We start from the raw sequence: 14,610 nt of genomic DNA, 5'->3' as shown, positions 1-14,610 counted from the left end.
CTGGGACGCTCTCGTGGACGGCGTGCCCGGCCGGGAGTTCAACGAGCTGGGTATGCGGGCGCCGCTCTGTCATGTCCCTCGCGTGCTCGGCGCTGAGGACCGTGCTGTCGCTGCCGCGGATGAGCAGGGCCGGGCAGTCACCGGCGAGCCAGTCGTCCCAGTGGTCGCCGTTGAGGTGCTGCTGCGAGACGTTCATGTCCTTCGGGTCGAAGGCAAGGCCCCAGCCGTCGGGGTGCTCACGTACGGCGTCCGTGAGGTAGCTCGCCGACGGGCCGAGCTCCTCCAGCAATCGGGCCCGGGTCGGCGCCCGGTGCGGCCAGTCCAGGCTGAAGGAGAGATCGTCGTCGACCTCGGCGCCGATGTCCTCGACGATCAGCGCATCCACGAACCCGGGGTATCGGGCGGCGAGTTGGTCGGCGTTCACGCCACCGAGGGAGTGGCCGAGTACGACCGCCCTGCCGATCCCCAGATGTTCCGGCAGAGGGCGTCCCGGGCCGCCGAAGTCGAGGAAGGAGAGGCGGCGCCCGGCGACCGTCGTGGCCGCGCGCTTCGGTTCGGTCGGGATCGTCGAGGTCATGGCGGCCAGTATGCGGGCCCGACTTCCGCGCGCTCCGGCCTGGACAGGATCTAGGCTCGTGGCCGACCACGGTTTCCGACGAGGGGGTTTCCGGCGTATGAGCGGGACAGTGACGGCGGTCAGCAGCAACGGGGAGTACTCGTTCACCAAGCCGAACCGGGAGAGCGTCCGACTGCTCGCCGGACTCGGTGTGGAGGGGGACGTGCACGCCGGTGTGACGGTCAAGCACCGCTCGCGCGTCGCACAGGATCCCACCCAGCCGAATCTGCGCCAGGTCCATCTCATCCATGAGGAACTCTTCGCTGACGTCGGCGGAGAGGGGTTCACCGTGGCGCCCGGCGAACTCGGCGAGAACATCACCACGCGCGGCATCGATCTGCTCGGACTGCCGGTCGGCACCTTGCTCCGCATCGGCGGTGACGCGGTCCTGGAGGTCACCGGGCTGCGCAATCCCTGCCTGCAGATCGACAACTTTCAAGGCGGGCTGCTGAAGCAGGTCGTCGGCCGGGACGAGGCAGGGAACGTCGTACGCAAGGCCGGGATCATGAGCATTGTGAGGGAAGGCGGCGTGGTGCGCCCCGGAGACGCCATCACAGTGGAACTTCCCAGCGGCCCGCACCGCGCCCTGGACCGTGTCTGACCGGACTCAACTCATGGTCGGCGCGTGCGTTCCTGCCGGAGGACGCGCATGGAGCGCGTGGACAGCTAGCGCCGCGGCCTCCATTCCGCCAGGTACTCCTCCAGCCCCTCCGCCGTCTCCCCGGCCCACGCCACATAGCCGTCCGGGCGGATCAGGAACAGGCCCGGGCCGTACGCCGCGTACTCGGGGATGCGGGCGGAGTGTACGAAGTCGGGCGTCAGTGGTGGGAGTTCGGTCTCGGGGTCCACCGCCAGGAGTGTCCAGTGCGGCCCCCGGAAGATGTCGAAGAGGCGCACCCCGCCTCGCCGGCCGTCCGGTGCCCGGTCACCCGCCCGCAGGGCGTCGTCCGTGAGGTCGGGCCGCGTTTCGCGGGTCAGTGGTGATGCGCGGTAGCCGATGCCCAGTTGGCGCATCTCTCCGCCCCGCCGGGTGTGCCGGCCCTCCGCGCTCGCGCGGTGGATGCGGGTGCTGATGCCGAGGATGCCGGCGGCCACGGGCATCCGCTCCTCCTCGTACGTGTCCAGGAGCAGGGCAGGGGCTCCGGCGAGCACCGCCGCCAGCTTCCAGCCCAGGTTGTACGCGTCCTGCACGCTGGTGTTCAGGCCCTGGCCGCCTGCGGGGGAGTGGATGTGCGCCGCGTCGCCCGCGAGGAAGACCCGGCCCACCCGGAAGCGGTCCGCAAGCGCCGCCCGAGCCTTGAAGTCCGAGGCCCACGGCACCTCGGCGATGTGTTCCGGGGACAGCACCGTGCGGCTCGCCAGGAGCTTGGTCACCCCGCCCGGCGACACGTCCGGGGTCGCCGACTCGTCCGCGTACTGTGCCGCCAGTTGGAAGAGACGGCCCTCCCGTGCCGGGTCGGGCGGCAGCGGGCAGAAGGCCACCGTGCCCTCCGCCGCCTTCGGCCACACGTGCCAGTGCGTGTCCGGGAGCGGAGCGTCGGCCGTGAGCCGCACGTCCGCCACCAGCATCGGCTTCGGGTCGACGGTCTCCCCGGTCATACCGATGCCCAGCAACCTGCGGACGGTGGAGCGGCCGCCGTCCGCCGCCACCGCGTAGCGGGCGCGCACCGTCGAGCCGTCCTCGAAGGTCGCCGTCGCCGCGTCCCCGTCCTGGGTGAGGCCGCTCAACGCCGCGCCGAAACGGACCTCGCCGCCCAGCTCCCGCAGCCGCGCGTACAGCACTTCCTGCGTGCGGGTCTGGGGTATCAGCCAGCCCTCCGCGTACGGGATCTGCTCGGTCGGCTGGGAGCGCTCCATCATGTCCCACTCCTCGCCCGGCCTGTCGTCCTCCCACACCCGCATCGTCGGGTACCGCGTGCCCGCCGCGTGGATGGCGTCGAGGACCCCGAGGTCGTAGAGCACCTCCTGGGTGCGGGGCTGCAGGCCCTTGCCCCGCGAGCCGGGGAACAGTCCGTCCGCCCGCTCGACCAGCAGTGCCCGCGTGCCCCGCCGCGCCAGGTCCACCGCGAGCGCGAGCCCCGTCGGGCCCGCTCCCACGATCAGCACCTCCGTCGACTCGCAGGCCTGTGCCCCTGCCCCCGTGTTCTGCCGCGCGCTCACCATCGCCACCATCACCCGCTCCTTAACGCCGTTAAGTTCCGATGTCTCGAGCATCGCCTTAACGGCGTTAAACTGTCAAGCGTGTCCGAGAACAAGAAGCCGAACGAGAAGCCGAGCGCCAAGCGCGCCGAGGCCAAGCCCGCCAAGGCCAAGCTCGACAAGGCGCACGTCGCCGACACCGCCCTCGACGTGCTGAACGACGTCGGCCTCGAAGGCCTGACGCTGCGCGCCATCGCCAAGCAGCTGAACGTGCAGGCCCCCGCCCTGTACTGGCACTTCAAGAACAAGCAGGCGCTGCTCGACGAGATGGCGACCGTGATGTTCCGGCGGATGACGGAGGCGGGCGGAGCCTCGGCCGCCTACGAGCCGGCGACGGACTGGCGCGAGCATCTGCTGCGGGCCAACCGACACCTGCGGGCCATGCTCCTGCGGTATCGCGACGGCGCGAAGGTCTTCAGCGGCTCGCGGCTCACGGGCACGGACCACGGCCCGGAGATGGAGGCGCACCTGCGGCTGCTCATCGACGCCGGGTTCACCGCCGAGCAGGCCGCCTGGGCGGGCAGTACCGCGAGCATGTACACGCTCGGCTTCGTCACCGAGGAGCAGGGCATGCGCCCCGAGCCGACCCGGGACGACTCGCTCGTCGACATCGCCGAACGTGCCGAGAAGCTCGCCGACTACCCGCTGGCCGCGGCCGCGGGCGACCAGCTGTTCGCCGCGTACGACGAGCGGTTCGAGGAGGGGCTCCAGGTGATCGTCGCGGGGATCGAGGCGCGTTACGGGGTGCGCTGATCAGCCCGCCGCCGGCGGTGCACGGCCTCGGTGGTGAGCGCCTCGTTCTCAACCCCTGAACACCGCCGCCCCGAGGGCCGGATCTCTTGTTGAATCCAACGATCGACCACAGCCACAGCCACAGCCACAGCCACAGCTACGACCACAGCCACAACGACGACTACCGCACCGAAAGCGAAACCCTGTGACCAGCATCGCGTACCAAGGCGAGCACGCCTCCAACTCGGCGACCGTCGCCCAGACGTTGTTCCCGGGGTGCACGGAACTGCCCTGCGTCGGCTTCGAGCAGGCGCTGGACGCGGTGACGTCGGGCGATGCGGACCTCGCGGTGATCCCCGTGGACAACTCCACGGCCGGTCGCGTCGCCGATGTGCATCATCTGCTCCCGGAGTCGGGCCTGTTCGTCGTCGGCGAGTACTTCCACGCCATCCGCTTCGACCTCATGGGTGTGCCCGGGACCTCGCTCGGCCAACTGGAATGTGTGCGCAGCCATGTGCACGCCCTGGGGCAGTGCCGGAAGGTCGTGCGCGCCGGCGGCTGGCGCACCCGGGTCAGCGACGACACCGCGGGCGCCGCCCGCGAGGTGGCGGAGCTGAACGATCCCCGGCACGCGGCGCTCGCTCCGCCGGCCGCGGCCGGGCACTACGGGCTCGAGGTGCTGCAGGCGGGCGTCGAGGACGACCCGGCGAACACCACGCGGTTCGTCGTCCTGTCCCGTGACGCCGATTTCGCCCCCGTGTCGGGCGGGCCGACGATGACCAGCCTGTTCTTCGCCGTGCGCAACATTCCGAGCGCCCTGTACAAGGCGCTCGGCGGCTTCGCCAGCAGCGCGGTGAACCTCACCAAGATCGAGAGCTATCAGATGGGCGCGGGCCTCAACCCGAGCTGCTTCTACGTCGAGATCGAGGGCCACCCCGACGAGCCGCGGGTCGCGCTCGCCCTCCAGGAGTTGCAGTTCTTCTCGTCCGAGGTCCGCGTGCTCGGCGTCTACCCGGCCCACCCGCACCGCCTGGCGGAGCGGGCCGTGTGAGTCACCCTGCCCGCACCCCCTGAATCGACCAAGTACCCCAAATGCCATATCGCGCGTAACCTGCGCAAATCGTCGGCCGTTCTCGGGCAATACCCCGCTGACGACCCATGGAAGCGCATTGCCTCGGTTCAGTGTGATCATCCCTGTGTATCGGGTGCAGGCATATCTGCATGAATGCCTCGAATCCGTTCTGGAGCAGTCCTTCACGGATGTGGAGCTGATTGCGGTCGACGACTGCTCGCCGGACGCCAGCGGAGCGATCATCGACGAGTTCGCGGCCCGCGATCCGCGGGTCCGGGCCGTACATCTGGCGGAGAACGTCGGTCTCGGCCGGGCCCGCAACGCCGGTCTCGAACGCGCCACCGGCGACTATGTGATCTTCCTGGACAGCGACGACTCGCTCGTCCCCGACGCGCTGCAGGCGATCTCGGACCGGCTCAGGACCACCGGCGGTCCCGACGTCCTGGTCTACGACTACGTACGGACGTACTGGACGGGCGCCACGCTGGCCAATCCCGGCACCGGCCATCTCGCCGAGACCGGGCCCGCGTCCTTCCCGCTGGACGACAGGCCCGGCCTGCTGCGGGTCCTGCACGTGGTCTGGAACAAGGCGTACCGCCGCGAGTTCCTCGCGAGCGCGGGCTTCCTCTTCGCCCCCGGCTACTACGAGGACGTGTCCTGGACTTACCCGGTGCTGGTCACCGCCGAGTCGATCGCGGTGCTCGACCGCGTCTGCGTGCGCTACCGGCAGCGCAGGACAGGGGCGATCACCTGCTCGCCGGGGCGCCGGCACTTCGAGCTCTTCGGCCAGTACGACCGGGTCTTCGCCTACCTGGACGCGCACCCCGCGACCTCGCGCTGGCGACCCCTCGTCTTCGGCCGGATGCTGGACCACTTCAGCACGGTGTTCACGGCACCGGACCGGCTGCCGCGCGGCAGCCGCGCCGCGTTTCTGCGGCAGGCCCGCACCTACTGCCGCCGCTACCGCACCCTGGGCGCGACGCCTCCCCTGCGCACCAGGATCCGGCACGCGCTGGTCCGCCTCGGCGCCCACCGCAGCTACCGGACACTGCAGTTCGCGGGCGCCCTGCGGCGACACCTCCAGGACGCCGCCCGCGCGGTTCGGCACGCCGTGCGAGGGCTCGCCCTCCAGGTCCACTACCGCATCCAGCGGCTCCTGCCGCTGCGCCAGAACGACGCCGTGTTCTCCGCCTACTGGGGGAGCGGCTACAGCTGCAACCCGGCGGCCGTCGAGGCGAAGGTCCGCGAACTGGCGCCGCACGTCCGCACCGCGTGGATCGCCGACCCCGCGCACCGGCACACGGTCCCGCCGGCCACCCGCCTCCTCACCCCGGGCACGGCCGCGTACTGGACGGCGCTGGCCCGCTCCAAGTACCTCGTCAACAACGTCAACTTCGACCGAAGACTCGTCAAGGTCCGCGGCCAGGTGTTCCTGCAGACCCAGCACGGCACCCCGCTCAAGCGGATGGGCCTCGACCTCCTCGACCGGCCGCTCGCCCTCGGCGACAGTGACGTCCGTCGCGCGCTCGCCAACTGCGACAAGTGGGACTACGTCCTGTCCGCGAACCGCCACTCCACCCTCGTCTGGGAGCGCGCCTGCCCCGCCGGCTACACCACGCTCGAATACGGCTACCCGCGCAACGACATCTACCGGAACGCCACCCGCGAGGACGTGGCCCGGCTCCGCGCATCCCTGGGCATCCCCGGCGACACGACCGCGATCCTGTACGCCCCCACCCACCGCGACCACCGGCGCACCGGCCACCACGCCCTCGACCTGGAGCGCCTGGCGCGCCTGCTCGGCCCCCGCTTCCTGGTGCTCGTCCGCGCCCACCACCTGTCCACCATCGCGCGCGTGGGAGGCCGTTCACCCCGGCTGGTCGACGTCTCGGACCACCCCAGCGTCGAATCCCTCTGTCTGGCCAGCGACGTCCTGCTCACGGACTACTCCTCGCTGATGTTCGACTACGCCCACCTGGACCGCCCGATCGTCGTGCACACCGGCGACCGGGAGGTCTACGAGGCGGTCCGCGGCACCTACTTCGACATCCGGGACTTCCCGCCCGGCGCGGTCGCCGCCGGCGAGGACGAGCTCATCGACCTCTTCGCGACCGGCGCGTGGCGCGCCCCGCACACCGACCGGCAGCGGGCCGCCTTCCGCGAACGGTTCTGCCCGTACGACGACGGCCGCGCCGCCGAGCGGGTCGTACGGCACGTCTTCCTCGGCGAGACGGCCCAGCCGCCGCCGGGGGAGCGGCGGGAGGCGCCCGCACCCGGCCCGCGGCAGGAGCCGGGGTCCACCGCGACGCTGCCCACCGGCGCTGCCTGAACGCCCATCGAAGGAGTGTGTGTTGCCCCGTTTCAGTGTCGTTGTCCCGGCCCACGACGGGCCGGGGCGGCTGCCCGACTGTCTCGACTCGGTGCTCGGCCAGGACTTCACCGACGTCGAGCTGATCGCCGTGGTCGGCGCGCCGGAAGGGCCGTGCGCGTCGATCGTGGGCGCGCACGCGGACCGCGATCCGCGGATCACGGTGGTGCGCTCGAGCCCCGAGCAGGGCCTGCCGGGCGCGCGGAACGCCGGGATCGCGGCGGCCGGGGGCGAGTTCCTGCTCTTCCTCGACGGCGACGACACACTGGCGCCCGGCGCGCTGGGAGCCCTCGACGCACGGCTCACCGAACTGGCCGGGCCCGATCTGCTGCTCTTCGACCACGAGCGGGTGCACTGGTTCGACGGCGGCCTCGGGTCGACACTGGGACGCCTGTGCCACGGCGCGCCGAGCGGGGTCTTCGCGGTGGCGGACCACCGTGCGCTGCCCGACGCCTGGGTGCCCGCATGGAGCGCGGCCTACCGGCGCGACTTCGTGGACCGGCACCAACTGGCCTTCCCGCCCGGCATGTTCACCGACACCGTGTGGAGCATCGTCGCCGCGCTCCGGGCCGAGCGGATCGCGCTGCTCGACCGGATCTGCGTACGCCATCTGCTGCGCCGCCAGGGCAGCAGGACCCAGCTGCCCGGGCTCCACCACCTGGACCTGCTCGACCAGTTCGACCTGGTGATGTGCCGGGCTGCCGAGCTGACGTCCGACCCGGAGCTGCTCGACAGGGTCTTCCAGCAGATGGTGGGCAAGGTGCTCAAGACCGCGGCGACCCCCGGGCGGCTGCCGACCCCCGCGGTGCGCCGCCAGTACTTCCGGCGGGCCACCCGGCTCTACCGCAGGCACCGCCCGGCCGGCAGCCGACGGCCGGCGGGCAGCGTCGGGCTGCAGCAGGCCGTGCTCGCCTCCGGCTCCTGCGCGGCGTTCGGCGCGCTGCGCGGCACCAAGCGCCGCCTCGGCAAGGGGGCCCGGTTCGCCCGGCGTTGGGCGAGGCGGCTGCGCACGCGCGTGGCCCACCCGTACCGCACGTACCTCAGGCGGCCCATCGACGAGAACCTCGCCGTCTTCTCCGCCTACTGGGGCCGCGGCTACGCCTGCAACCCCGCCGCCGTCCACGCGGCCGCACGCCGCCTGGCCCCGCACATCAAACCGGTCTTCCTGGTGACCAAGGGCCACACGGGCACCCTGCCCGACGACGTGGAGCGCGTCGAGATCGGCAGCCCCCGCTACTGGGAGGTCATGGCCACCGCCAAGTACACCTTCAACAACGTCAACTTCGAGATGGCGGTCAAGAAGCGCCCCGGCACCGTTCACGTGCAGACCCAGCACGGCACCCCGCTCAAGTCCATGGGCGTGGACCTGGTGGAGTACCCGGCCGCGGCCGCAGCGGCCGGCTCGCTCGGCAAGCTGCTCCAGCGCGTGGACCGCTGGGACTTCAACGTCTCCTCGAACCGGCACTCCACCGAGGTCTGGGAGCGGGCCTACCCGGGCGCGTACGAGAGCCTGGACGTCGGCTACCCGCGCAACGACGCGTTCTACACGTCGACGGCCGACGACGTCGCCGCGATCCGGCGCCGCCTCGGCATCCCCGCGGACCGGGTGGCGGTGCTGTACGCGCCGACCCATCGCGACTACCGCGCGGACTTCCTGCCCCAGCTGGACCTCGCCGCGTTCTGCCGCGCGCTCGGCGACGACTTCGTCGTGCTGCTGCGGGCCCACCACTCCTACGAGGGGGCCGCGGGCCTCGAAGGCATGCTGCGCTCCGGCGCGTTGATCGACGTGACCGGGCACCGCTCGCCCGAGGAGGTGTGCCTCGCCGCCGACGCCCTGGTCACGGACTACTCGTCGATCATGTTCGACTACGCCAACCTCGACCGCCCCATCGTCGTGTACGCCGACGACTGGGACATCTACCGGGAGACGCGGGGCGTCTACTTCGACCTGCTGGACGCACCGCCGGGGCCGGTGGCCCGCAGCCAGGACGAGCTGGAACGGATCTTTCGCGACGGGCGGTGGCAGGACACGGCCTCGGCCCGCCTGCGCGACGCGTTCCGCCGCCGGTTCTGCGAGTTCGACGACGGCCGAGCCGCCGAGCGGGTGGTGCGCCGGGTGCTGCTCGGCGAGGAGGCGAAGGACCTGCCGCCCGTCGTTCCGCTGGGCGAGCGCGTGCCGGCACCGGCCGCCGCCCGCGTCCCCCGCCCCTGATCCGTCACCCGTCCCCGCGGACGCCCGTCCCCATCCCCACGACAAGGGAAGAGCCCGTGCCTCGCTTCAGCGTCATCGTCCCCGTCTACAAGGTCCAGGGGTACCTGCGCGCGTGCCTCGACTCGATCCTGACCCAGTCCTGCACCGACATCGAGGTCATCGCGGTCGACGACTGCTCGCCCGACAACTGCGGCGCGGTCCTCGACGAGTACACGGCCCGCGACAGCCGGGTCACCGTGCTGCACCTGCCGGAGAACGTCGGTCTCGGCCGGGCACGCAACGCGGGCGTCGAACACGCCTCCGGCGACTACCTGCTCTTCCTCGACAGCGACGACAGCTACACGCCCGGAGCGCTGCGGGCCATCGACGAGCGGCTCACCGCCACCGACGACCCGGACATCCTCGTCTTCGACCATGTGCGCACGCACTGGTGGGGCCGCGGCGGCAGGAGCATGACGGCGGACCTGCTCGCGTCCGCTGGCACGGACACCTTCGACATCAAGAGCAGCCCGCACTATCTGCACCTGTTCCTGGTGGCCTGGAACAAGGCGTACCGACGCGACTTCTTCACCGGCCAGGGGCTCACCTACCAGCCGGGCCTGTACGAGGACGCCCCGGTCACCTATCAGGCCCTGGCCTGCGCCCGCCGCATCGCGTGTCTCGACCGGGTGTGCGTCGAGTACCTGCAGCGCAGGCGCGGCGCGATCACCCGCACCCCCGGACGCAGACACTTCGACATCTTCACGCAGTACGCGGGCCTGTTCGCGTTCCTCGACGCCCACCCGGAACTGCGCGAGACCCGGCCGTACCTCTTCGAGCGCATGATCAACCACTTCCTGGTGACGCTGCCGCTCGGCGAGCGGGTCCTGCCCGAGGACCGGGCCGCGTTCCACCGGGAGACGGTGGAGCTCTACCGGCGCCACCGGCCCGAGGGCTTCACCGCGCCGCACGACGCCTACCGCGGACAGTGGCACCTGATCGCCGCCGCCCCCTACCCGGTCTTCCGGGCCTACATGCTGGCCGAGCGCCTGAGCCGCGCCGCCCTGCGCAAGAAGCGCGAGCTGGCCACGGCCGCCGCCCGGCGGGCCAAGCGCGGCTACGCACGCACCCAGCGCCGACGCCCGCTCGATCCCAACCTCGCCGTGTACTCGGCCGGTTGGCACCGCGGCGTGCTCGGCGACCCGGCGGCCGTCCACCAGGCGGCCCGCCTCCTCGCCCCGCACATCGACGCGGTGTGGGTGGTGCGCCCGGACGCCGTGGCCCACCTGCCGAGCGGCATCGACCACGTCACGCCCGACAGCCCGCGCTACCACCGGGTGACGAGCCGCGCCACGTACTTCGTCAACAACGTCGGCTGGACCCTCGCCATGACCAAGCGCCCCGGTCAGATCCACGTCCACACCCACGAGGGCACACCCCTGGGGCACATGGGCGCCGACCGGCTCGGCCGGCCCGCCGCCAGACACCAGGCCGACGTCCGCGGCGAACTGCGGCGCGCGGACCGCTGGGACTACAGCCTGGTCTCCAGCCCGTACGCCCAGCAGATCTGGGACCGCGCCTACCCCTGCCACTTCACCTCCCTGCCGACCGGCGCCCCGCGCAACGACGTGCTTGTGCACGGCGACCCGCTGCGCACCCTCGCCCTGCGCAAGCGGCTCGGAATCCCCGACGGCAACACCGTCGTCCTCTACGCCCCGACCCGGCGCGAGCACCGCAGGTCGTACGTCCCGCGGATCGACCTCGAACGGCTGGTGCGCGGGCTCGGCCCCGGCGTCACCCTGCTCGTGCGGCTGCATCCGAAGGACGCCCGGTCCGCGTACCGCGGTCTGGAGCTGCGCGACCTCCAGCGGCGCGGGCTGCTCCTCGACGTCACCGACGAGCCCTCGGCCGTGGACATGATGCTCGCCTCCGACGCCCTGCTGACCGACTACTCGTCCCTGATGTTCGACTACGCCAACACCGACCGGCCGATCATCGTCCACGGCGACGACTGGGAGTCCTACCGGGCGGCTCGCGGTGCCTACTTCGACGTCCTGGCCGACCCGCCGGGCCATGTCACCACCAGCGTCGAGGAGTTGACGGAGCTGTTCGCCTCCGGGGCCTGGTGCGACGCACGCTCCGCCGCGCTGCGCGCCGACTTCCGCAGCCGGTTCTGCGCCTTTGACGACGGGAACGCGGCCGCCCGGGTGGTCTCCCTGGTCATGCTCGGCCGGGCGGATCCGTCGGCCGTCCCCGAGCAGGACACCCCACCGCACCGCGAGGCCGCACGCCCCGCCCTTCCGGACGGCACCCGCTGACCGTGCGCACCCCGGCCCCGCCTCCCGAGGAGAACCCCGCCATGTCCGATGCCCAAGCCCCGCCCGTCTCCCCGACGCGGGCCCTGTGGGAGCGCGTGCCGCAGTACCTGCGGATGCCCCTCGTCGTCTATCTGACCTGCCAGACGATCTACCTGCTGTGGTGGGCGGCCTTCTACCCCGGGATGATCGACTACGACGCGCTCGCCTACACCTGGCAGGTCACCACCGGGCACTGGATCTCCAACCACTCGGTCCTCTACAACTCCCTGCTCTGGCTGAGCCTCAAGTCCACCGGCGGGCATGCCGCATTGACGCTGTGTCAGACCGTGGCGATGTCCGCCGTGCTCGCCTACACGTGCGCGAGCCTGCGCACCCTCGGCGTGCGCGGCCGGTGGAGCGCCCCGGCGGCGCTGGCCTGCGCGCTCGTCCCGTCGCTCGCCGCGTTCACCGTCTACGTGGCCAAGGACGTGCCGTTCACGATCTGCGCCGTCCTGGTCTTCGCCGTCACGGCACGGCTGACCGGCAGGCGCCTGAACGGCAGTTGGCAGGGCCGCCTGCACCGCTCCGAGATCCTGCTGCTGTGCGTCGGCTTCCTCGGGATCGGCCTGTTCCGCAACAACGGCTTCCCCGTCGCCGTGATCGCCGCACTGTGCCTCATCCTGGCGCTGCCCGGCGCACGGCGCGTGCTCGCCCTGCTCGTCACCGCCACGACCGCCGTCACCCTGGCGCTGATGTTCTCCGGCTACGCGGCGCTCGGCGTCGAGAAGCCGCCCAAGACGCTCGTCTACAACCTGCACTACGCCGACCTGTCGGTGACCTACGCGAAGGCCCCCGAACTGTTCACCAAGGACGACCTGGCGGTGATGTCCAAGGCGGCCCCGCTCTCGACCTGGCGCGAGAACGGCGGGTCCTGCTTCGCCTCCGACCCCATGTACCGCAGCCTCAACCGGCAGGTCACCGACCGGCTCACCGAACCGCTCGTCCAGGTGTGGTGGCACACCCTGCGCAAGGCCCCGCAGGACGTGCTCGGCGCACGCCTGTGCCGCGGCCACATCGCCTGGGCCGTCTTCCCCGGACCGCAGGACCAGGGCGGCAGGACGTACAACCAGCTCAACCGCGTGGATCCGGTCTTCTACAAGTGGTACGAGGAGATGCGGACCAGCCCCTACAACGAGGCGGCCAAGCCCCGTCCGCTGTCCGCGACGCTCGGCCACGTCGGGACCTTCGCCTACGAAGCCGCCCACACACCGCAGTTGGAGTGGATCCTGTGGCGCGGCGCCATCTGGTCGTACGCCACGTACCTGCTCGTCACCCGGTTCGCCCGGTCGCGCCGCTGCCGCCCGCTGTTCGCGCTCGCGGGTGTCACCTTCGGCACGCAGCTCACCGTCCTCGTCGCGACACCCTCGCCGTGCTTCCGCTACATGGCGCCACCCATCTTCATCGGGCTGCTGTGCCTGTCGCTCGTCCCGGCGCTGCGCGGGGCGGCAGGCCCCGTCATCCCGCCACGGGCCTCCGGAGACACCGCGGCCGCCCCACCGCCGAAGAACGTGGCCCCCGCGGACGCCCGGCTGCCCTCCACGGTGCCGGAGTGACCGCGGCCCCGGCGGCGCGCGGCCTGCCCGTGCGCGTGCCGCCCGCCCTGCGGCTGCCGCTGGCCGTCTTCGTGTCCTGCCAGGCCTGCTATCTGTTCTGGTGGGCGGCCTTCCACCCGGGCCTGATGAGCGTGGACTCCGCGGTCTACACCTGGCAGGTCACCACCGGGAACTGGCGCGCGGACCACTCGGTGCTCTACAACGCCCTCGTCTGGCTGAGCCTGCGCGTCACCGGCGACCTCGCGGCCCTGACCCTGCTGCAGACCCTCGCGATGTCCGCCGTCCTCGCCCACACCTGCGCGGGCCTGCGGACCCTGGGCGTGCGGGGGAGGTGGAGCGCTCCGGCCGCGGTGGCCTGCGCGGCGGCACCGCCGCTCGGGTCCTTCGTCGTCTTCGTGTGGAAGGACGTGCCGTTCACCATCTGCGCCGTCCTGGTGTTCGCCGTGTCCGTACGGCTGGTGGGCAGGCGGGCGCACGGCACCTGGACCGGCCGTCCGCGGCCCTCGGAACTCGTCCTCCTGTGCACCGGTCTGCTGGGCGTCGACCTGTTCCGCAACAACGGCTTCCCGGTGGCCCTGATCGCCGCGCTCGCGCTCGTCCTGGTGCTGCCCGGGGCCCGCCTCCTGATCGCCGCAATCGCGGCCGCGACCACCGCGCTGACCCTGCTGCTGGCCCTCGCCATCTACCCGGCGGCCGGCATCGAACAGCCGAACAAGGCGTTCCTGTACAACCTGCACTACGCCGACCTCGCCGTGACGTACGCGCGCGAGCCCGCCCGGTTCACCCCCGACGACCGCCACCTGATGGCCCAGGTGGCACCGCTGTCGACCTGGCGGACCGCCGGCGACAACTGCTATGTGTCCGACGTCCTCTACTACAACGCCTCCTGGAACAGGACCGAGGCCGCCCGGCTCAGCGAACCGCTGGTACAGCTGTGGTGGCGCACCCTGCGCGCCTCCCCGCAGCGGATCCTCGACGCGCGCCTGTGCCGCGGACACATCGCCTGGGCCGTCTTCCCCGGCCCGCAGGACAAGAGCGCCAGGACATGGACGTACGACACACGGATCCCCGCCGACCTGTGGGGGTACCGCGCGATCGACGACAGCCCCTACCGCTCGGCGCTCACGGCCCGCCCGCTGTCGTCGACGCTCCACGACGCCGCCACCTTCGGCCGCTCCGCCTTCCTCGTCCCCCAACTGGAGTGGCTCCTGTGGCGCGGCGCCCTCTGGTGCTACGCCACCTACGTCCTGGTCGCGCTGCTCGCCCGGGCCCGCCGGCGACGCACCCTGCTCGCGCTCGGCGGTGTCACCCTCGGCGCGCAACTCACCGTGCTCGCCGCCAATCCCGCACCGTGTTTCCGCTATATGGCGGCGCCCATGTTCATCGGCGTGCTCTGCCTTTCGCTGATCCCCGCCATTCGGTCCAATTCCGCCGAACACCCCGATCGTGTCGATTCTTGCGCGGGGCCGGCCGACGCACAATCATCCCTGCTCACGACGGAGAATTCGGGAAGGCACTGAAA

The 14,610-nt window shown here is 71.7% G+C and carries 9 protein-coding genes and 1 pseudogene; 8 read left to right on the top strand and 2 right to left on the bottom strand.

Features of this window, described 5'->3' with window-relative positions:
- Nucleotides 1-43 precede the first annotated feature (43 nt).
- Nucleotides 44-577, bottom strand: a pseudogene (locus ACZ7L4_RS28780) (alpha/beta fold hydrolase); the annotation flags it as partial.
- Between the two features lie 97 nt (nt 578-674).
- On the opposite strand from ACZ7L4_RS28780, the gene ACZ7L4_RS28775 reads away from it, so the two are divergent.
- The gene (locus ACZ7L4_RS28775; RefSeq protein ID WP_472107082.1) at nt 675-1,217 is read left to right on the top strand and encodes an MOSC domain-containing protein; all 543 of its coding nucleotides are present in this window, start codon (nt 675-677) and stop codon (nt 1,215-1,217) included.
- A gap of 65 nt (nt 1,218-1,282) precedes the next feature.
- Here ACZ7L4_RS28775 and ACZ7L4_RS28770 read toward each other — a convergent pair whose 3' ends face one another.
- Entirely contained in the window at nt 1,283-2,779 is a 1,497-nt protein-coding gene (locus ACZ7L4_RS28770; RefSeq protein ID WP_472107383.1) for an FAD-dependent monooxygenase, read from the bottom strand.
- A gap of 78 nt (nt 2,780-2,857) precedes the next feature.
- On the opposite strand from ACZ7L4_RS28770, the gene ACZ7L4_RS28765 reads away from it, so the two are divergent.
- The 7 genes from ACZ7L4_RS28765 to ACZ7L4_RS28735 all read left to right on the top strand — a co-directional run bounded on the left by ACZ7L4_RS28765 (nt 2,858) and on the right by ACZ7L4_RS28735 (nt 14,608).
- Complete coding sequence (locus ACZ7L4_RS28765) at nt 2,858-3,568, top strand: TetR/AcrR family transcriptional regulator C-terminal domain-containing protein (RefSeq protein WP_472107081.1); 711 nt, start codon at nt 2,858-2,860, stop codon at nt 3,566-3,568.
- Between the two features lie 184 nt (nt 3,569-3,752).
- Nucleotides 3,753-4,598 (top strand): prephenate dehydratase, encoded by an 846-nt coding sequence (locus ACZ7L4_RS28760; RefSeq protein WP_472107079.1) that lies wholly within the window; start codon nt 3,753-3,755, stop codon nt 4,596-4,598.
- A 118-nt stretch (nt 4,599-4,716) separates the two neighbouring features.
- On the top strand, nt 4,717-6,948 hold the full coding sequence (locus tag ACZ7L4_RS28755; protein WP_472107077.1) for a bifunctional glycosyltransferase/CDP-glycerol:glycerophosphate glycerophosphotransferase: 2,232 nt from the start codon (nt 4,717-4,719) through the stop codon (nt 6,946-6,948).
- A gap of 22 nt (nt 6,949-6,970) precedes the next feature.
- Nucleotides 6,971-9,199: a bifunctional glycosyltransferase/CDP-glycerol:glycerophosphate glycerophosphotransferase gene (locus ACZ7L4_RS28750; protein WP_472107075.1), complete on the top strand. Its 2,229-nt coding sequence runs from the start codon at nt 6,971-6,973 to the stop codon at nt 9,197-9,199.
- Nucleotides 9,200-9,255: 56 nt separating this feature from the next.
- Complete coding sequence (locus ACZ7L4_RS28745; RefSeq protein WP_472107073.1) at nt 9,256-11,496, top strand: bifunctional glycosyltransferase/CDP-glycerol:glycerophosphate glycerophosphotransferase; 2,241 nt, start codon at nt 9,256-9,258, stop codon at nt 11,494-11,496.
- Nucleotides 11,497-11,537: 41 nt separating this feature from the next.
- The gene (locus ACZ7L4_RS28740) at nt 11,538-13,088 is read left to right on the top strand and encodes a hypothetical protein (RefSeq protein ID WP_472107071.1); all 1,551 of its coding nucleotides are present in this window, start codon (nt 11,538-11,540) and stop codon (nt 13,086-13,088) included.
- A complete protein-coding gene (locus tag ACZ7L4_RS28735; protein WP_472107069.1) occupies nt 13,085-14,608 on the top strand; it encodes a hypothetical protein in 1,524 nt (507 codons plus the stop codon). The genes ACZ7L4_RS28740 and ACZ7L4_RS28735 overlap by 4 nt, the downstream gene beginning before the upstream one ends.
- Nucleotides 14,609-14,610 lie beyond the last annotated feature (2 nt).

It is taken from the genome of Streptomyces sp. NPDC107575 (assembly GCF_055657265.1).
This window is presented reverse-complemented; position numbering and strand designations above follow the sequence as displayed.

Excerpts from the sequence above, each read along its gene's own strand:
- ACZ7L4_RS28740 (WP_472107071.1), top strand. The coding sequence starts at position 11,538 with ATGTCCGATGCCCAAGCCCCGCCCGTCTCCCCGACGCGGGCCCTGTGG.
- ACZ7L4_RS28775 (WP_472107082.1), top strand. The coding sequence starts at position 675 with ATGAGCGGGACAGTGACGGCGGTCAGCAGCAACGGGGAGTACTCGTTC.
- ACZ7L4_RS28770 (WP_472107383.1), bottom strand. The coding sequence starts at position 2,779 with ATGGTGAGCGCGCGGCAGAACACGGGGGCAGGGGCACAGGCCTGCGAG.